We start from the raw sequence: 17,623 nt of genomic DNA on the forward strand, positions 1-17,623 counted from the left end.
TGAAAATTCGAAGACAATTCCGTGGACGACCGCATCGACCGACGCCCGAGGAAGGCGGCGACCTGCGACGATGCCGGCACGCGATGCCGTGCGGCCCGCGCCACCGATCGAATTGTGTTCGATACCAACCACTTTGCGTTAGTAAGCGCTGCTCACGAATGTGGTAGCTTCGCGAGGTTCGTCGGATCCGCGCAGGAGGCTCGGCTGTTGTCTTCCCACTGTGCACGCCGCCGGAGCTCGGCTTATCTGCTCGCCGTACTGCTCGGGATCGGCGCGCTCGTCACGCCCGCGCGCGCTGGGGCCGATCCCTATGTCGACCAGCTCGCCGAGGGTGCCGCCACCCCGGCACTGGCATGGGAGTCCTGCGCGGACGGGTTCGAATGCGCGCTGGCTCAGGTACCGATGGACTACAACAGCCCGCAGGCCACGCAGATCGACCTGGCTGTCATCAAGTTGCCCGCCTCCGATCCCGCACGCCGCATCGGCACGTTGTTCGTCAACTTCGGTGGGCCCGGACCCTCCGGCGTCGACCGCTTACGCGAACGGGCCCGCTGGCCGTGGTTGTTCTCCGACGAACTGCGCGCCCGCTTCGACCTGGTCTCCTGGGATCCGCGCGCGGTCTCGCGCAGCGCGGGCACGCAGTGTTTCCCGAGCGCCGAAGAGCAGGCCGCGTACCTCGGTTCCTTCCCCGGCACACCGACCGATCCGGGCGACGAGCCCGCGTTCTTCGCCGCCTCGGCCGATATCGCGACCCGCTGCGCTCAGCACGCGGGGCCGATCCTGCGCCACGCCTCCACCGCCAACACCGCCCGCGACCTGGACCTGCTGCGCCGCGCGGTCGGCGATGAGGCTCTGACCTACCACGGCATCTCCTACGGCACCCAGGTCGGCGCGGTCTACGCCAACATGTTCCCCGGCCGGGTCCGCGCGATGGCGTTCGACGGTTCGCTCGACTTCGAGGGCAATGTGAACGGCCACGGCGCCGACGGCATGAATCTGCCGCTCGACACCCGCCAGGGCGTAGCCGCCGGCATCGCCGAAACCTTCGACACCTTCCTGCGCGACTGCTCCGCCGCGGGTCCAGGCTGCGCGTTCGCCGCGGGCGATCCGAAACTCAAGTGGATCACGCTGGCCGAGCGAGCCCGCCTCGCGCCGATCACGGTCGCGGGCACGCCGTGGACCTTTTCCCAGATAGTGAGTGCCGCGGGCAGCCTCTCCCGCCCCGACACCTACCCCGACCTGGCGATCCTGCTCCAGAACCTCTTCGACGCGGCAACCGTCCTGCCCGCCAGAGTGCCCGACGCCCTCTTCGCGGAGAACCACCCCGCCAATCGCGTCGAGGCCTTCTACACCATCCAATGCTCCGACAGCACCGTCCCCACCGACCCCGCTGTCTACAGCCGGGTGGCCGCAGCCGAAGACTTCCAGTCCCGCTACTTCGGCCGGATCGCCGTCTTCAACGCCACCCCCTGCGCCTTCTGGCAGGCCGAGGACCGGGACCGCTACACCGGCCCGTGGAACCGCGAAACCGCCGCCCCGATCCTCGTCCTCAACAGCCGATACGATCCCGCCACCCCACTGCGTGGGGCCAAAGCCGGTGCGGCCCAACTGAACCGGGCCCAAGTAGTCGTGATCGAAGGCGCGGGCCACAGCTCCATGTACGTCCAGAGCACCTGCGCCGAACACCTCAAACGCGACTACCTGTTCACCGCCCAGCTCCCGCCCGCCGGCGTCAGCTGCGGAATCGACCGCTCCCCGTTCAGCTGAGCAGGCAGAGCAGGTCGTAGAGCGGCGGCTTCTCCACACTCCCCGTGGCGAACAACAACTGCGCGATCGGCGAACAGATCAACTCCGTCTCCGACGACCCCGACCCACCCCCGGACCCGGAACCGGCGCTGGGGGCGGCGGATGCAACAGCGGGCGCCCCGAGGAGCGCGACGGAAAGAACAGCGACTGTGGCGAACTTCTTCATGCGCCAAGAGAACACATCAGCCCTCACCCTTGGAGTGAAATGCATATATTTCATCCAGCGCTGGTGACAGCTCACAACATGGAAATGCGCGAGGGCACGGACTTCACTGAAGTAGTCCGTGCCCGCCGAGAAGAACTGGTCGCCGACTGATCCGAGGACAGTGGCGTCAGCTCGACCCTCCTAATTGATCACGGGTGGTACATGGATCTCTGCGCAATCCGAGTGCGTGAAGTTGCCGAACGCGTCGACGTGATTGTGCAGCGTGCACCCCATGAAGCCGTCGCGGCCCGGAGGCCCTGGCTCGCCCCGATCCCCTTGGTGCCCTCTGGGGCCACGCTCCCCCTGCGCGCCCTGCGGTCCCGCCGGTCCCGCCGGTCCCGCCGGTCCGACACGACCCCGCTCCCCCTGCTGGCCGCGCGGCCCCTTGGGGCCTGGTACCAGCCCCGAGGCTTCGTTCACGACCGCGTTGGTGAAGTTGGCCCGGGTCACGTCGGCGAATCGAAGGTCGGCGCCAGTCAGATTCGCATTTTCCAGGTTCGCCGTGACCAGGTTCGCGAGCCCCAGGTTCGCCCCGGACAGCTTCGCACCGGTCAGGTTCGCACTGGTCAAGTTCGTCATGAACAGGTCCACGTCACGCAGATCCGCGCCGGACAAGTTCGCCCCGGACAGGTCCGCGAAGGAAAGGTTGTGACCGCGCAGATCCTCGCCGGACAGGTTCGCACCGTGGCAGGACGTCTTGCGTCCCGCCAACTCAGGGTTGGCGACGATTGTGCACGTGCCGTGTTTCGGCGCGGCGCTCGCCATCGAGGCGGTCGCCCCGAGCCCCATGGCGGCCAACACCACACTCAACACGAGCACAGCGGGCCGACGGGCGGCAGAAACTCGCAGCGCTGCCTTCTTGTCCACGTTCTTTGTCATGACCTTCTCCTCGAGATGTGCCGCCCGATGGTGGCGGTGTCGGCGTGCCACCAGTCAGTAACACACTTCAAAAATAGGTTCTGTACAGCAGTCTTATCGTCCGGGCAGGTACTGAGATCCCTACGGGGGAGCACGGTTGTGCTGTGCTGAGCTAGGGACACCCGGTCGCTGATCAGCCCAGTCCCGGCACGGATTGAGTGGATGGTTGTGTGTGGGTTTCCGGCAGAGGATCCTGAAGAGGTCGGGTAGTTGGAGGCTGTTCGATGACACCTCGTTCGATCGCGCTCATCGGTGGTGTGACGGCCAGTGCCGCCGCGTTGAGCGTCGCCGTGGTGTTGTCGGTGGACTGGTCGGAGGTAGCGCTCTACGACCCGGCCAGAATCCTGTTGCTCGGCCCGCGCGAAGCCTTCTCGGCGGCTCAGCATTCGCCGAAGTTCGGGCAGGTCGAGCTCGTGCTGTTCCTGCTGACCGGGGCATCATTCGTGGCGTCGGGACTGTTCACCTGGACCAAGCGGCCACACGAGCTGGCCGGTCCGCTGTTCGTGGTGGCGGGCTTGGTGTGGCTGGCCTGTGGCGTCCGCAGGTCCAGTGACCCGGTGTTGTTCACCGCTGGTGCAGTCCTGACGAATATCTATCTGCCGGTGATGATTCCGGTGCTGCTCGGCTTCCCGTCGGGTCGGCTGCGACAATCGTGGGAACGCCGGTACGTCCGGCTGTGCTGGGCGCTGGCCGTGTTCGGTGTGTCGGCCGAGTGGATGTTCTTCGATCCGCGGGAGGTGCCCGCACCGCACCGATCGACCTCGGTCAACCTATTGCTGATCCGCCACGATCCGGTTCTCGCCGATCGAATCCAGCTCATCGTCGGTGCATTCGCCTTCCTGATCGCCGTCACTGCCATCGTCGTCGTGATCAAGCGGTGGCGATCCGGCACCGCGGCGTATCGATCGGGCTTCGCCCCCATCATGGTGCTCGCGACGGTCGCCGGAGTGAGCGTCCTGTGGGTCATGTTGACCGCGATCCGATTCCCCGGTTCGCTGCACGGTTGGACGCTGAATCTGCGCTACATCCCGATGGTGCTACTACCGATGGCCATCGCGTTCGGGCAGGTCCGGTATCGCATGGCCAGGACCGCGGTCGGTGACGCCATGGTCGAAATCGGCGCGACCCCGATCAGTTCGGGTTTCGTCGAGGCACTGCGGCGCGCACTGCACGATCCCACCCTGGCACTGTGGAACTTCGACGCCGAGCGACGCGGCTACGTCGACGACCGGGCATCGCCAGGGTACTGCCGCGCGGCACAGGTCACCGGGTGGCGACGATCCTCGAGCGGGACGGCGCCCCGACTGCCGCCCTTGTCTATGACAAGCATTTACAGACCGAACCCGAACTGCTGGCCGCTGTACGCGGCGCGACCGAACTCGCCCTCGATCACGAACGGCTGCGCAACGATCTGCAGGCCCAGCTCGCCGAGGTACGTCGCTCGCGCGAGCGCATCGTGGCAGCCGGCGACGCCGAGCGACGCCGAGTCGAACGCGATCTGCACGACGGTGCGCAACAACGTCTGGTCGCCGCGGCCCTCCTGCTGCGTCGGGCTCAGCGCACAGCGGACACCGAAACACGGGGTGATCTGGTGACGCTCGGCGCCGCCGAACTGGACACCGCGCTCACCGAGCTCCGTGAGCTGGCGAGGGGCGTGTTCCCACCGATCCTCGCCGAACGCGGTCTGACGGCGGCGCTGACCTCACTCGCCGAACGCGCCCCGATCGCCGTACGGATCCACGGCACACTGGTTCCGAGGCCACCGGCCGGGGTGGAGCTGGCCGCGTACTTCATCGCCGCCGAGGCCGTCACCAACGCGGCGAAACATTCCGACGGCACGCACGTCGATATCCAGGTCGGCATCGTCGACGAAGCCGTGCGGCTCGTGATCACCGACGACGGTCGCGGCGGAGCCCAGGTCGGACCCGGCGGCGGCCTGAGTGGCTTGGGTGATCGAGCTGCGGCGCTCGGTGGGCACCTGCGGGTGGACAGCTCGTCCGGCGCGGGCACAGTCCTCACCGCCACCCTTCCACTTCGCGGGGGTGACGCATGAGAGGGTGCGACCTGGAACCAGGCACCGTGTTCGCGGGCTACACCATCGAGCAGGTGCTGGGCGCAGGCGGCATGGGCTGTGTCTACGCGGCGCGGCACCCCACACTGCCACGCACTGTCGCACTCAAGATCCTGCATCCCTCGCTGACCACAGACGACTACGTCCGTACGCGATTCGAGTTCGAAGCCGACCACGCCGCCCGGCTGGAGCACCCCGCCATCGTGGCGGTCTACGACCGTGGCCGCGAGGGCGATCGCCTCTGGATCGCGATGCAGTTGGTGCCGGGGACCGATGCGGCGCGCCTGGTGCGGGACGGGCCGGTAGCGCCGGAGCGGGCCGTGCGCATTGCTGAAACGGTCGCGGCGGCCCTGGACTACGCGCATCGGACAGGTGTATACCACCGCGATGTCAACCCGTCGAACATCCTGCTGGCCGCGCCCGACCAGCCGGGCGAGCCCGAACGGGTGCTCCTGGCGGATTTCGGCATCGCCAAAGCGCTCGACGACACCGTGCACCTCACCAGCGCCGGGATGATGGTCGCCACCATCCGCTACGCGGCCCCCGAACAGATCGAAGGACGAACCATCGATCATCAGGCCGATGAATACTCGCTGGGCTGCACACTGTTTCATCTGCTCACCGGCCGCCCGCCCTATCCAGGACCGAGTCGAGCGGCCATTCTGAACGGCCACCTCAACGCCCCGATTCCACGACCGAGCGCGCTGCTGGACACCCTGCCGAGGGCATTCGACGCGGTCATCGCCCGGGCGATGGCCAAGCTCCCTGGCGACCGCTATCCGGACTGCGGCACGTTCGCGGCCGCCGCGCGGGCGGTACTCACCGCGGCGGCCGACGCCACCGCCGAACATGCGACGGGCCGCCACCACCAGGCGCCGACCGCACCTCGCCTGCGCGTGGTGCTCGCCGACGACTCGGCGCTGCTCCGGCAGGGAATCGCCCGATTGCTGGAGGACGAGGGCATGGAAGTAACCGGACAGGCGGGCGATGCCGCGGCACTGTTGAGCCTGGTCCGCGGGCACCGCCCCGATGTCGCGGTCGTCGACATCCGGATGCCACCGACCTGCACCACCGAGGGCATCGATGCCGCCGTAGTCATCCGTCGCGACTTTCCCGAGACGGCGGTGCTGCTGCTGTCGCAGTACATCGAAACCGAGAGCGTTCTCGACCTGCTCTCGGGCGGCGCGCGCAGCCTCGGCTATCTGCTCAAAGACCGGGTTTCCGACATCGACGAGTTCGTGACAGCCCTACACCGGGTCGCCGAGGGCGGCTCGGCGATCGATCCCGACCTGGTCGGCCGCTTGGTCTCGCGACCGCACCACGGCGCCGTCCCACTCGACGCGCTCTCCACCCGCGAACGAGAAGTCCTGCGACTCATGGCCGAAGGCCGCTCCAACCGCGCGATCGGCGCCGCCCTGTTCCTCGGCGAACGCACCATCGAAACCCACGTCCGCAGCATCTTCGTCAAACTCGGCCTACAGCCGGAACCCGACGACCACCGCCGCGTCCTAGCGGTACTCACCCACTTACGGGTCTGCACCTGAACGCACGAAGGCACTACGACGCCGTCGCGCGGCTACTCGACGAAGCATGGACACAGTGGCGTCGGACTATCATCGAGCCATGACGAACGCGCATCACCAGCGCCCCGACCTGCCTGAATTCATGACATGGGAGCAGCTCGAGGAGCTCCCCGAGGAAGTTGCCGGACAGATCGAACTGTGGGCCGGTCGCGTGGTCTGGCTTCGCCGTGGTCCGGGCGAGCATCAGGAATTCAGCAACTTGCTCTGGAACGGTCTTCGACAATCAGCCAAGTCCGCCATGGGCATCGACCCGAGGCAGTGCTGGAGCGTACGCACCGAGACCAACGTCTTCTTCGGCGACCACGGCCGCTCCGACTTCGTCACGCCGGATTTCATGATTCACCGCTGCCTCGGGAAGGCCTATTCCTATGTGCGCGGCGATGATGCCGTGATGGTCGGCGAGGTGCTGTCCCCTTCGAACACCGATCGCGACATCGAGGCGAAGAAGGCTCGTTACGCGGGGGCGAAGATCCCCTGGTACTGGGAGGTCAAGCTGCGCGGCGAGCACAGCGCCATCGAGAGCGTCCGGATATTCGCGTTGGAGACCAGCCACGGAGCCCTCCCGGCAGGCGTCCGGCCACTACATCCGGCCAACTACCTACTGGTCGGCGAATGGACCCCCAAGGATTCCGACGGGATCCACTTCGACCACCCGTTCGTCATTGATCTCTCCTGGGCAGACCTTGAATTTCTGACATAGACCGGAGCGCAGAATGCGTAGCCCGAAAAAAGACACCGTCAACGCCGCATTGCGCGAGATCATCGATCGCCGCCGCCGCGTCGAGGCGATCGCCCGCATGCGGGCCCTGGTCGCCGGTGGGGAGATCGACCTCACCGGGCAGCCCTTCAACGCATCGACTGAGATGCCCACAAACGCAGCAAGGCACGGACTCCGTCGAGAGTCCGTGCCTTGCTTCGTATTCGCCTAGGCGGCGGGTGCGCTCACGAGGAGCGCAAGCTCACCAGGAGCTCTTGTGCACGCCCGGGAGCTCACCGCGGTGCGCCATTTCGCGGACGCAGATGCGGCACAGGCCGAACTTGCGGTAGACCGCGTGCGGGCGACCGCAACGCTGGCAGCGGGTGTAGGCGCGGACGGCGAACTTAGGCTTGGCCTCCGCCTTGATGCGCAGTGCTTTCTTAGCCATGTGCTCAGTTCTCCTTGAACGGGAAGCCGAGGTGCTTCAGCAGCGCGCGGCCTTCTTCGTTGTTGGTCGCGGTGGTGACCACGGTGATGTCCATACCGCGCGGGCGGTCGATGGAATCCACGTCGATCTCGTGGAACATCGACTGCTCGCTGAGGCCGAACGTGTAGTTGCCGTTGCCGTCGAACTGCTTCGGCGACAGGCCGCGGAAGTCGCGGATACGGGGCAGCGCGATGGACACGAGACGGTCCAGGAACTCCCACATACGGTCGCCACGAAGGGTGACCTTCGCGCCGATCGGCATGCCCTCACGCAGCTTGAACTGCGCGATCGACTTGGTGGCCTTACGGATTTCGGGCTTCTGGCCGGTGATCAGCTCGAGGTCCTTGACGGCACCGTTGATCAGCTTCGCGTCACGGGCGGCGTCGCCGACACCCATGTTCACGACGACCTTGACGACGCCGGGGATCTGCATCACGTTGGCGTATTCGAACTCGCCGTTCAGCGCGTCCTTGATCTCGGCGCGGTAGCGCGCCTTCAGCCGGGGCTGAGTCTGCTCAGAGGTGGTCATGTCAGATGTCCTTCCCGTTTTTACGGGAGATCCGGACGCGCTTGCCGGACTCTTCGTCGGTGCGGTAGCCGACGCGAGTCGGGTTACCGTCGGAGTCGACGACCATCACGTTGGAAACCTGGATGGGGGCTTCCTGGGTGACGATGCCACCCGAGGACGCGCCACGCTGGTTCGCGGAATCCGCGACGTGCTTCTTGATGCGGTTCACGCCTTCGACGAGAACCTTGCCGGTCGCCGGGAAGGCCTGAATGACCTTGCCCTTGGCGCCCTTGTCCTTGCCCGAAATGACGAGCACGGTGTCACCCTTGTGCACCTTCATAGTCAGAGCACCTCCGGGGCCAGCGAAACGATCTTCATGAAGCGCTTGTCACGCAGCTCGCGGCCGACGGGGCCGAAGATGCGGGTGCCACGAGGGTCGTTGTCCGGCTTGATCAGCACGGCAGCGTTCTCGTCGAACTTGATGTAGGAACCGTCCGGACGACGACGCTCCTTGGTCGTGCGAACGACGACAGCCTTGACGACGTCGCCCTTCTTCACGTTGGCGCCGGGGATGGCGTCCTTCACGGTGGCGACGATGATGTCACCGATACCGGCATAGCGACGCGACGAGCCACCGAGCACGCGGATGCAAAGGATTTCCTTCGCTCCGGTGTTGTCGGCGACGCGCAGTCGCGACTCCTGCTGAATCACTTCAGCACCTCCTGGACCTGGATGTATACGTACGCCGGATTGCCGACCCGACGCACATGGTCAGTCACCCTCCGGACGCGCGCCTGCCAGCGGAAATACCTTCCACTGGGGGTTCACTGCCGGATTGCGGGGGCATAGCTCCCGCAGGCAACCGTTCTAGTGTAGGTGAACCTCCAGGACGAACCGAATCGGGGTGCGCCGGGCAGTCTGAAGTGGATATGTTTCAAACCACCTTCGTCGCGCACGACCCGTTGCTAACGTCCCGCCATGAACATCACCCTGCCGATGAAGCACCGGCTCGCGACCACGGCCGCCGCGTTCGCCACCGTCGTCACCATGGTGGCACCGCACGCGAGCGCGGGCCCCGTCATCGACATGCTCACCGACACGCTCACCGTCGGCTGCACCTCCAAGATCGACGTCGTCGGCCTCGACAACTATGTCGGCGCACAGGTCGACTTCCTCGCCAACGGCAAGTTCTTCGCCAGCGACACCGTCGACCTCGAGGTGAACGTCGCGGGCGTCACCGTCGCCAAGGCCACGGCGTTCTACCACGTCGAAACCGAGGTCGAGGTGCAGCTGTCACTGCTGCTGCACGCCACCGGCACACCGCTGGTGACCAAGCGCGTGCCGACGGTCATGCGAATCCTGAACGCGGGCAGCGGACTCGCCTGCGACCTGGCGACAGGCAGCTCGAGCCTGTCTTCCTAGCCACCACCCCACCGAGACGGCGTCGCGCCGGTAGCCTGTGCGAGCTAGCTGGATCGCAACAAGCAGGGTGCGGCTGCCGCATCGGGGAAGGAAGTCCTGTGACATCGTCCGGTCGTCCGTCGGTGGTCGACCGCCGCGCATTCCTGATCGCCATGGGCCTGGTGCCCGTGGCCGCCGCGCTGGCGTCGTGCTCGCCCGAACCCACCGAAGTCCAGCTCACGGGCGTCGACCTGGGCGGCGGCGACCCCACCATCCGCCCGCAGGACGATCTGTACCGCCACGTCAACGGCGCCTGGCTGCGCGATTACCAGCTCCCGCCCGACAAGGCCTCGGTCGGCGCGATCACCGACGCCAACGACCGGACCCTGGATCAGCTGCGCGCGATCATCGAGGGCATCAAGGATCCGAAGCACGGCTCGGAGGCCCAGCAGATCAAGGATCTCTACGACGCGCGCCTGGACCTCGACGAGATCGAGCGACTCGGCATCACGCCGCTCAACGGCCTGTTCGCCGCGATCGACAAGGCCGCGGGCAAGCCGGAGCTGGCGAGGGTGATGGCCGAGGCGCCCATCGCCGGGCTGATCGGGATGGGCATCGGGATCGACCGCAAGAACTCCAAGGCCTATATCCCCAGCGTCGGCCAGTCCGGGCTCACCCTGGGCGAGCAGTACTACCGCAAGCCCGAGTTCGCCGCCCAGCTCGCGGGCTATCAGATCTACCTCGAACAACTGGCCGCGGGCCTCGGCCTGCCCGACCCGGCCGGGGTGGCGCAGCGGACGGTCGATCTGGAGAAGCGCATCGCCGCCGGGCACTGGGACAGCGTTCGCCTGCGCAACACCGATGCCACCTACAACCTGATGAGCTGGCAGGAACTGACCGCGCTCGGCCCGCAGTTCGATTGGGATCCGTGGCTGGCGGGCATGACCGACCGGCCCAAGTCGCTGTTCGACAAGATGGTGGTCGGCCAGCCGTCCTTCGTCACCGCGGCCGCGCAGCTGTGGGGCGAGGTCGATATCGCCCAGTGGCGCGACTACCTCAAGCTGCATGTCGCCAACAACTACGCGCGATTCCTGCCCAAGGCCATCGCCGACGCGCGCTTCGAGTTCGTCGGCCGGGTGCTGAGCGGTATCGAGGAGAAGCCGGAGATGTGGCGCTCCGCGGTGGGCGTGGTCGACGACAATCTCGGCGAACCGCTGGGAAAGCTGTACGTGGACAAGCACTTCCCGCCCGCGGCCAAGGAACGCGCGTTGGAGATGGTCGCCGACCTCACCGCCGCCTACCGCGACAACTTCACCAATTCGAGCTGGATGACCCAGCCGACCCGCGACGCCTCGATCGCCAAGCTGGACAAGATCGTCGCCCAGATCGGCTACCCCGACAAGTGGGTCGACTACTCGTCGGTGCAGGTCACCCGTGGCAAGCTGATCGAATCCCTGTTGGCCATCAACACGTTCGAGTCCAAGCGCGCGTTCGCCCGCCTCGGCACCGAGGTGGACAAGATGGAGTGGAGCATGTCGCCGCAGACGGTGAATGCCTACTACAGCCCGACCACCAACCAGATCGTCTTCCCGGCCGCCTACCTGCAGCCCCCGTTCTTCGACAAGGACGCCCAGGCCGCGGTCAACTACGGCGCGGTGGGTTCCACGATCGGCCACGAGATCGGGCACGGCTTCGACGACCAGGGCTCCAAGTACGACGGCGACGGCAACCGTCGCGACTGGTGGACGCCCGAGGATCTCGCGGCGTTCGACGCCAAGACCCAGCAGATCATCGCCCAGTACGACGTGCTCGTTCCCGAGGGCGCGCCCGAGGGTCAGCACGTGAACGGCGCGCTGACCGTCGGCGAGAACCTGGCCGACCTGCGCGGCCTGCAGATCGCGCTGGCCGCCTACCAGAAGGTCGCCCAGCGCTCCGGCGAGCAGCCCGATTTCCGCACGATGTTCCTGTCGTGGGCGCGGCAGTGGCGCGACAAGCAGACCGAGGAAGCGACGCTGCAGGGGTTGCAGGACACCCACTCTCCCAACGAGTTCCGCTGCAACCAGGTGGTTCGCAATATCGGCGAGTTCTACACCACCTTCGAGGTGAAGGAGGGCGACAAGCTGTTCATGCCACAGGACCAGCGCGTCACGCTGTAAGGGCACAGCTTCCCGCCGAAAAGCGACGTAGGTTAGCCTAGGCTGACTTACGCTGGAACTTGCTCTACGGAGGGTGTACCCATGACGACTGTTCGGACTTCGCGCGGCTGGCGGCGCGCGGCGGTGGCCGCGCTCGCCGGTGCCCTCGCCTTCGGTGTCGTGGCCTGCGGTTCCAGCGAGGACGAGGCCGCCTCGGGCGAAGCGGTGACCATCACCCACGCCCGCGGCGAGACCACCGTCCCCGGTACCCCGAAGAAGATCGTCGCCCTCGGCAACCAGTGGCTCGACAGCTCCCTCGCCCTCGGCGTGGTCCCCGTCGGTTACATCGACAACGTCTCCGCGGTGTCCAAAAGCACCCCGCCGTGGACGCCGGAGTCCCTGAAGACGGCCACCGCCCTCAATACCACCGGCAATATCGCCGAGCAGGTCGCGGCGCTCGAGCCGGACCTGATCCTGGCCGACCCGTTCATCGCCGATCAGAAGACCTACGACGACCTGTCCAAGGTCGCCCCCACCCTGCCCGCGCTGACCAAGGACGCTGTCACCCCGTGGCAGGACCAGGTCACCGCGCTGGGCAAGGTGCTGCACAAGGAGTCCGACGCGGGCGCGGTGATCAAGAAGGTCGACGACAAGGTCGCCGCCATCGCCACCGCCAACCCCGGCCTGAAGGGCAAGACTTTCGCCAGCACCTGGCTCGCCAGCCCCGCGCAGCTGATGGTGCTCACCGACCCCAACGACGGCTCGGCCAAGGTGTTCACCGCACTCGGCATGGGCATCCCGGCCAACCTCACCGCGCTGCCCGCCAATCAGGGCCGCCTGGCGCTGTCGCCGGAGAAGGTCGACGAGCTCAGCGCCGACCTGCTGCTGGCCGGCTACTCCCCCGGCCTCGACGAGAAGTACCGGCAGCTGCCGGGTTACGCCGATCTGCCGTCGGTGCGCAAGGGTTCGGTCGTGTTCCTGACCACGCAGGAGATCAGCGCGATCAACCAGCCCAGCGCACTGTCGGTGCCGTACATGCTGGACAAGCTCGAGCCCGCGTTCGCCGCCGCCGCGAAATAGGCTCTGCCCCAGACCGGTTCTACCCCCGAGGATTTCACCGTGCTCGCCTCCGCTTACCCCGCCCAGACCCGATTCGCCCTGCGCGCGGGCGTCACCTGCCTGACGACTCCCGTCGGCGCGGTGCTGCTCAACCCGCCGCGCAACGAGAAGCTGACCGGTCTTGGCGCGGGGGCGCTGCAAGCGCTGAAAACCCTGAACCAGGGCCCGGCGACCGCGGCGGAAATGGCGACCGCGGCAGCCGGCGACGACATCACCGCCCTGATGCGCAAGCTCACCGACGGCGGCTGGCTCTCGGTGACGGTCCGCGACGGCGGCCGCGACCTCTACAGCATCCGCCCCTTCGCCGACCCCGCGCCGCGCCCCACGGTGGCCCTGCCCACCTGGTCGGCGACTCTGTCGAAATTCGCTGTCCTGCACCGCGACAACCAGGGCTTCGTCCTCGAACACCCGCAGGCGTGGTGCGACCTGCGCATCCACGACCCGCGCCTGCTCGCCCTGCTCGACGGCCCCCTCGCCGCCGATTCACCGGTGCCCGCCACCGTGAAGACCCAGTTCATGGCCGATCTGCAGTGGTGCGGCTTCCTGGTCGACGGCGACGAGGAAGAGCGCGAGTTCACCACTCGCTCCTGGAACACCCCCGACCTGTGGTTCCACCGCCGCAGCACCCTCGGTGCCCGGACGGTGACCTGGGACGATTTCGGCCCCACCCGCTGGGCCGACGGCCAGTTCCCCGAATTGCCCCTGCGCCGCGCGTCGTTCGACGGCGAGCCGGTCGCCTTGGCGGCGCCGGATCTGGTGTCGCTGCGCGTGTCCGATCCGAGTCTGGCCGCCACCATCGAAGACCGGGTCTCCACCCGCGCCTTCGACGACGCCGCCCCCATCACCTCGGTGCAGCTGGGCGAATTGCTGTTCCGCACCGCCCGCACCCGCGAGGACGGCTCCCGCCCCTACCCCTCCGGCGGCGGCGCCTACGAACTCGAGATCTACCCCGTGGTGCGCAATGTCGCGGGCCTGGAAAACGGCATGTACCACTACGATTCGGCCGACCACGCCCTGCGCCCGGTCGCGCCCGCCGACGCCCCCGCCGTCCAGAAGCTTCTCAAATCCACCTCGGCGACCCTGGCGGGCGGCGCGCAACCGCAAGTCCTGCTGCTGGTTTCGGCCCGTGCGGGCCGCGTCATGTGGAGCTACGAACAGGTCGCCTACGCCAACATCCTCAAACACGTCGGCGTCCTCATGCAGACCGTCTACCTGGCCGCCACCGCCATGCACCTCGGCGTCGTCGCCCAGGGCTTCAGCGACACCTCCGCTTTCGCCGCGGCCACCGGCCTCGACGAGCTCGAAGAGTGCAACGTGGGCAGCATCATCGTGGGCTCACCGGCCCACTAGCGGTAGAGATCTGCGTCACACCATGCAACCCTCGACGGGTCTCGCGCGTCCAACCATATGACGTGCATTCCGACAGATCGAGGGTCTCATGAACGAGGACTGGTCGGCGCCGACACAGGCGTCGAACAACGCTTTGCGTGCGCAGATCGATTCGATGCTGGATACCTTCACTGCTGAGAAGTCGGCTCTGCTCGACGCCCGGTCCCAGGCCACCCAGCTCGTGACCGCCTGGTCAGCGGACGGGCTGGTCCGCGCCTCGGGGACCATCGCGGGGATCTCGGAGGTCCACCTCGAGCCGGACGCCTTCAAACGGTCGACCCCGGCGTCCCTCGGGCGATCGGTCACCGAGGCGATCGCCGAGGTGGCCGCCCAAGCGGCTCAGACCCAGCAGCAAGCCCTCGCGCCCTTGTCGGACCTGAGCGCGAATATGCCGGACCTCCCCGACCTGATCCCGGGCGCCCCCAGCATGAAAGACCTCATCGCCCAGCTGACCCCGCCCCCGCCACCGGCCCCCGAACCGGTCACCGACTCACCCCACAGCCTCGTCGATGACACCGACGACGAAGAAGGCGAATACTTCCGCAACCGCGGATACCTCCGATGAGCTCGCTGAAAGCCGACCCGCAAGCGCTGCGCGGCACTCAGCCGTCGTTCACCTCGGTCGCCGACACGATCACCACCGGCGCCCAGAAGCTGGCGGCCGTGATCGCGGCGGAGGGTGAGTGCTGGGGCAGCGACGAGATCGGCCAGTCCTTCGCCAAGAACTACACCCCCGGCGTCGAGCCCGGCCAGAAGGCGGTGACCGGCCTGGCGACGGTGATGACCCAACTCGGCGAGAACATGGTCAAGGTCGCCGAAGCGCTACAGACCCAGGACACGACGCGCGCCGGTGAGATCGACAAGGCCACGGGGTCGCTGTAGTGGGCATCGAGATCCCCGACGAGCTCGCCTGGGTAGCCAAATACATTCTCGGCGCGGGTGATTGGCCCGAAGGTGACGAAACGGCGATGCGCCGGGTCGCCGACGGGTGGACCGCTATGGCCAACACCCTCGACACGGTCGACGACAGCGCCGCCCTCGCGCTGAACGCCGCCCTGACGGCGCTATCCGAAGGCGAAACCCACACCGCCATCACCGCTTACCGCGACAAGCTGCTGTCGGGCGACGAAGCGACCTTCACCGCTGTTCGCAAGTGGTGTGCGAAACAGGCCGAACTACTCGAAGACGGCGCCAACGATATCGAGCACACCAAACTGGTGATCATCGCGACGATGGTCATCGCCGCGGTGGAGATCGGTGCGGCGATCGCGACCTCGTGGACAGGTGTCGGCGCCGTCGCCGGTGTGGCCGCCCGGGTGGCCGCTCAAGTCGCGGTGCGGGTGGCGATCAAGCAGCTCATCGCCCGCATGCTCACCCGCGGCGCCGCCAAGGCAGCCGCCCGGTTAGCCCTGCGCGGCGCCGCGTTCGAAGCACTCGAGGAAGGCGGCACCGATCTCGGCGCGCGGCTGATCCAGGTAGCCAAGGGCGACCGCTCCACCGACAAATTCGGCTGGACCGATCTGGGCCTGGCCACTTTCGGCGGCGCGGTCGGCGGCGCGGCAGGCGGCCTGCTCGGCGGCGGCACCGGCGCGCTCGGCGATGTCGCGTCCTCTACCACGGGCAAACTCGCGGGCAAGGTAGTCGGCGGCACCGTCACCGAACTGGGCGCCGACCTCTCCGCCCAGGTCGCCACCGCAGGAGTCGGTGCGGCCTTCCTCGGCCAGGAATTCAAGCTGGATGTAGGCGTCGACACCTTCACCAGCGCTGGAGCGGGTGGCGTCCAGAGCGCGCTGGAATCCAGCAGTCACGGTGGAAACAGCACGGCCCCCACCGTTCCCGATCTGGGCACCGACGTTCCCGGTTCCACCACGCCCGCGGGGACCGATACCCCGTCCGGTGATCAGAGCCCGAACGCATCCGACAACACCGGCCCGAACGCGCCGGCGACTCCGAACAACGGCGACACCGGCGGGTCGACGAACCCAGCATCCACCGCTCCCACCGGGGACGGCGCAACCCCACAAAACGGTTCGCCCAACACCTCGGGAGAATCCACGCCTTCGAGCCCCAACGGCAATGGCGCGAACGAGACTTCGCCTACTGGCGACTCCACACCGTCGAGCCCGAACAACAACGGATCCACCGACGCCGGGCAAACCGCACCCTCGTCCAACGGATCCCCCTCCCCCGGCGACACGACACCGTCCAGCCCGAACGGCAACGGGTCCGACCCGACCCCACCGACCGGCGACACCACACCATCGAACCCGAGCAGCGACACCCCCACCGCGACAACCCCGACCGGCGATTCGCCATCGGCCCCGAACAGCAACGCCCCCACCGAAACACCGTCTACCGGCGACACCTCGCCCTCGAACAACCCCACGAACACATCGCCCACAGGCGACACCCCAGCGCCCAACCCCACCGGCTCCTCGCTGGACCTCCCGAACCAGGATTCCTCGACCCAGCCGAACGTCCCCACCGATACGGCCCCGAATACCGCTACCGGACAACAGAACCCGACTCCGAGCGACAACGCGCGAGCCGACACCACCCCCACATCACCGGCGAATCCCCAACCCACGACACCAGCCCCCACCAACACGCCGGATTCGACCACCCAACAACCGACCACATCGACACCCACCACACAGGAGTCGGCCCCACAGCAATCACCGACTTCGACCCCCGCCGCAACTACCGGTTCGCCACTCTCCACAACCTCTCAACCGACAACCCCTCCGAACAACCCCGCCCACACCCCAGCCGACACCACCCGTCCGTCCGCCACAGACACATCGACAGCGACCGCCACCACCGCGACAGCTCCCCAAACCACAAACCCCACAACAACACCCACCACATCGACCCCGCCACCCACTGCCACACCGACGTCCACGTCGACGCCCCCGATCAGCCAAATCCCACCGTCAGCACCGTCATCGCCCCGATCGACCACAACACCCCCGGCAACCACCGGAACCCCGCGACCCACGCCCCCACCGACTACAACGCCGTCGAACACCCCGAACGCCGCCAGCGCGCCGCTCCCACACCAGCCGTCTTCGCCGACCCAGCAGCAACTCGGCACCAACCCCACCCCGCCGACCGCACCGAACACCCACCACCCGTTCGGGCACAACTCGACACCGACGAGCAACCCGAGCACACCGAACAACACGAGCCAGCCACCTACGAGTCAGGCTCGCGAACTCCGTGAGTCGCTGCGCGGCGTGCCATCTCAGGATGGACGTACCACCGCGGTCGACGCGAATCGGAGCCCGTTCGTCCAGCGTCCACC

Annotated in this window: 21 protein-coding genes and 1 pseudogene; 13 read left to right on the plus strand and 9 right to left on the minus strand. The window is 67.2% G+C overall.

From position 1 onward, the window contains the following. Nucleotides 1–207 precede the first annotated feature (207 nt). Nucleotides 208–1,767, plus strand: a complete 1,560-nt coding sequence (locus ACWF99_RS14185; protein ID WP_452536154.1) for an alpha/beta hydrolase — start codon at nt 208–210, stop codon at nt 1,765–1,767. Here ACWF99_RS14185 and ACWF99_RS14190 read toward each other — a convergent pair. Both ACWF99_RS14190 and ACWF99_RS14195 read right to left on the minus strand, forming a co-directional pair. Further along, nucleotides 1,760–1,972: a hypothetical protein gene (locus ACWF99_RS14190; protein WP_378632256.1), complete on the minus strand. Its 213-nt coding sequence runs from the start codon at nt 1,970–1,972 to the stop codon at nt 1,760–1,762. The genes ACWF99_RS14185 and ACWF99_RS14190 overlap by 8 nt on opposite strands. A 180-nt stretch (nt 1,973–2,152) precedes the next feature. Beyond that, nucleotides 2,153–2,941 (minus strand): pentapeptide repeat-containing protein, encoded by a 789-nt coding sequence (locus ACWF99_RS14195; RefSeq protein WP_452536155.1) that lies wholly within the window; start codon nt 2,939–2,941, stop codon nt 2,153–2,155. Between the two features lie 212 nt (nt 2,942–3,153). Here ACWF99_RS14195 and ACWF99_RS14200 point away from each other — a divergent pair, with 212 nt between their 5' ends. The 5 genes from ACWF99_RS14200 (at nt 3,154) to ACWF99_RS14220 (ending at nt 7,512) form a co-directional block, all read left to right on the plus strand. Beyond that, nucleotides 3,154–4,524 carry a hypothetical protein gene (locus ACWF99_RS14200; RefSeq protein WP_452536157.1) on the plus strand — a complete coding sequence of 457 codons (1,371 nt, stop codon included), beginning with the start codon at nt 3,154–3,156 and terminating at the stop codon, nt 4,522–4,524. Then, nucleotides 4,452–4,982 carry a sensor histidine kinase gene (locus ACWF99_RS14205; protein WP_452536615.1) on the plus strand — a complete coding sequence of 177 codons (531 nt, stop codon included), beginning with the start codon at nt 4,452–4,454 and terminating at the stop codon, nt 4,980–4,982. Before ACWF99_RS14200 ends, ACWF99_RS14205 begins: the two co-directional genes overlap by 73 nt. Then, nucleotides 4,979–6,544 (plus strand): protein kinase domain-containing protein, encoded by a 1,566-nt coding sequence (locus ACWF99_RS14210; RefSeq protein ID WP_452536158.1) that lies wholly within the window; start codon nt 4,979–4,981, stop codon nt 6,542–6,544. The genes ACWF99_RS14205 and ACWF99_RS14210 overlap by 4 nt, the downstream gene beginning before the upstream one ends. Before the next feature lie 79 nt (nt 6,545–6,623). Next, a complete protein-coding gene (locus ACWF99_RS14215) occupies nt 6,624–7,283 on the plus strand; it encodes a Uma2 family endonuclease (protein WP_378632246.1) in 660 nt (219 codons plus the stop codon). Nucleotides 7,284–7,296: 13 nt separating this feature from the next. After that, a complete protein-coding gene (locus tag ACWF99_RS14220) occupies nt 7,297–7,512 on the plus strand; it encodes a hypothetical protein (RefSeq protein ID WP_378632244.1) in 216 nt (71 codons plus the stop codon). Between the two features lie 30 nt (nt 7,513–7,542). Here ACWF99_RS14220 and ACWF99_RS14225 read toward each other — a convergent pair whose 3' ends face one another. The 4 genes from ACWF99_RS14225 to rplN are packed head-to-tail and all read right to left on the minus strand — an operon-like array spanning nt 7,543 to nt 8,986. Further along, a complete protein-coding gene (locus ACWF99_RS14225) occupies nt 7,543–7,728 on the minus strand; it encodes a type Z 30S ribosomal protein S14 (protein ID WP_056818387.1) in 186 nt (61 codons plus the stop codon). Nucleotides 7,729–7,732: 4 nt separating this feature from the next. After that, nucleotides 7,733–8,296, minus strand: coding sequence for a 50S ribosomal protein L5 (gene rplE / locus ACWF99_RS14230; protein ID WP_056818389.1), 564 nt, complete (start codon nt 8,294–8,296; stop codon nt 7,733–7,735). 1 nt (nt 8,297) lies between these two features. Next, nucleotides 8,298–8,615: a 50S ribosomal protein L24 gene (gene rplX / locus ACWF99_RS14235; protein WP_056818391.1), complete on the minus strand. Its 318-nt coding sequence runs from the start codon at nt 8,613–8,615 to the stop codon at nt 8,298–8,300. Nucleotides 8,616–8,617: 2 nt separating this feature from the next. Beyond that, nucleotides 8,618–8,986, minus strand: coding sequence for a 50S ribosomal protein L14 (gene rplN / locus ACWF99_RS14240; protein ID WP_056818394.1), 369 nt, complete (start codon nt 8,984–8,986; stop codon nt 8,618–8,620). A gap of 267 nt (nt 8,987–9,253) precedes the next feature. On the opposite strand from rplN, the gene ACWF99_RS14245 reads away from it, so the two are divergent. The 7 genes and pseudogenes from ACWF99_RS14245 to ACWF99_RS14275 form a co-directional block, all read left to right on the plus strand. Beyond that, nucleotides 9,254–9,697, plus strand: coding sequence for a hypothetical protein (locus ACWF99_RS14245; protein ID WP_452536160.1), 444 nt, complete (start codon nt 9,254–9,256; stop codon nt 9,695–9,697). 98 nt (nt 9,698–9,795) lie between these two features. Beyond that, the gene (locus ACWF99_RS14250; RefSeq protein WP_452536162.1) at nt 9,796–11,832 is read left to right on the plus strand and encodes a M13 family metallopeptidase; all 2,037 of its coding nucleotides are present in this window, start codon (nt 9,796–9,798) and stop codon (nt 11,830–11,832) included. An 81-nt stretch (nt 11,833–11,913) separates the two neighbouring features. Continuing rightward, the gene (locus ACWF99_RS14255; protein WP_378656651.1) at nt 11,914–12,891 is read left to right on the plus strand and encodes an ABC transporter substrate-binding protein; all 978 of its coding nucleotides are present in this window, start codon (nt 11,914–11,916) and stop codon (nt 12,889–12,891) included. A gap of 39 nt (nt 12,892–12,930) precedes the next feature. Then, nucleotides 12,931–14,280, plus strand: coding sequence for a SagB family peptide dehydrogenase (locus ACWF99_RS14260; RefSeq protein WP_378632234.1), 1,350 nt, complete (start codon nt 12,931–12,933; stop codon nt 14,278–14,280). Between the two features lie 88 nt (nt 14,281–14,368). Next, complete coding sequence (locus ACWF99_RS14265; protein ID WP_378632231.1) at nt 14,369–14,884, plus strand: YbaB/EbfC family DNA-binding protein; 516 nt, start codon at nt 14,369–14,371, stop codon at nt 14,882–14,884. After that, on the plus strand, nt 14,881–15,201 hold the full coding sequence (locus tag ACWF99_RS14270; protein ID WP_378656646.1) for a hypothetical protein: 321 nt from the start codon (nt 14,881–14,883) through the stop codon (nt 15,199–15,201). Before ACWF99_RS14265 ends, ACWF99_RS14270 begins: the two co-directional genes overlap by 4 nt. Beyond that, nucleotides 15,201–15,650: pseudogene (locus ACWF99_RS14275) on the plus strand (WXG100-like domain-containing protein); the annotation flags it as partial. The gene ACWF99_RS14270 and the pseudogene ACWF99_RS14275, both read left to right, overlap by 1 nt. A 72-nt stretch (nt 15,651–15,722) precedes the next feature. Here the strand turns inward: ACWF99_RS14275 and ACWF99_RS14280 are convergent. The 3 genes from ACWF99_RS14280 to ACWF99_RS14290 all read right to left on the minus strand — a co-directional run bounded on the left by ACWF99_RS14280 (nt 15,723) and on the right by ACWF99_RS14290 (nt 17,503). Then, on the minus strand, nt 15,723–16,127 hold the full coding sequence (locus ACWF99_RS14280) for a hypothetical protein (RefSeq protein WP_452536164.1): 405 nt from the start codon (nt 16,125–16,127) through the stop codon (nt 15,723–15,725). Nucleotides 16,128–16,219: 92 nt separating this feature from the next. After that, complete coding sequence (locus ACWF99_RS14285) at nt 16,220–16,720, minus strand: hypothetical protein (protein ID WP_452536166.1); 501 nt, start codon at nt 16,718–16,720, stop codon at nt 16,220–16,222. A 327-nt stretch (nt 16,721–17,047) separates the two neighbouring features. Next, on the minus strand, nt 17,048–17,503 hold the full coding sequence (locus tag ACWF99_RS14290; RefSeq protein ID WP_452536168.1) for a hypothetical protein: 456 nt from the start codon (nt 17,501–17,503) through the stop codon (nt 17,048–17,050). Between the last annotated feature and the right edge of the window lie 120 nt (nt 17,504–17,623).

The organism is Nocardia sp. NPDC055002, assembly GCF_053608825.1.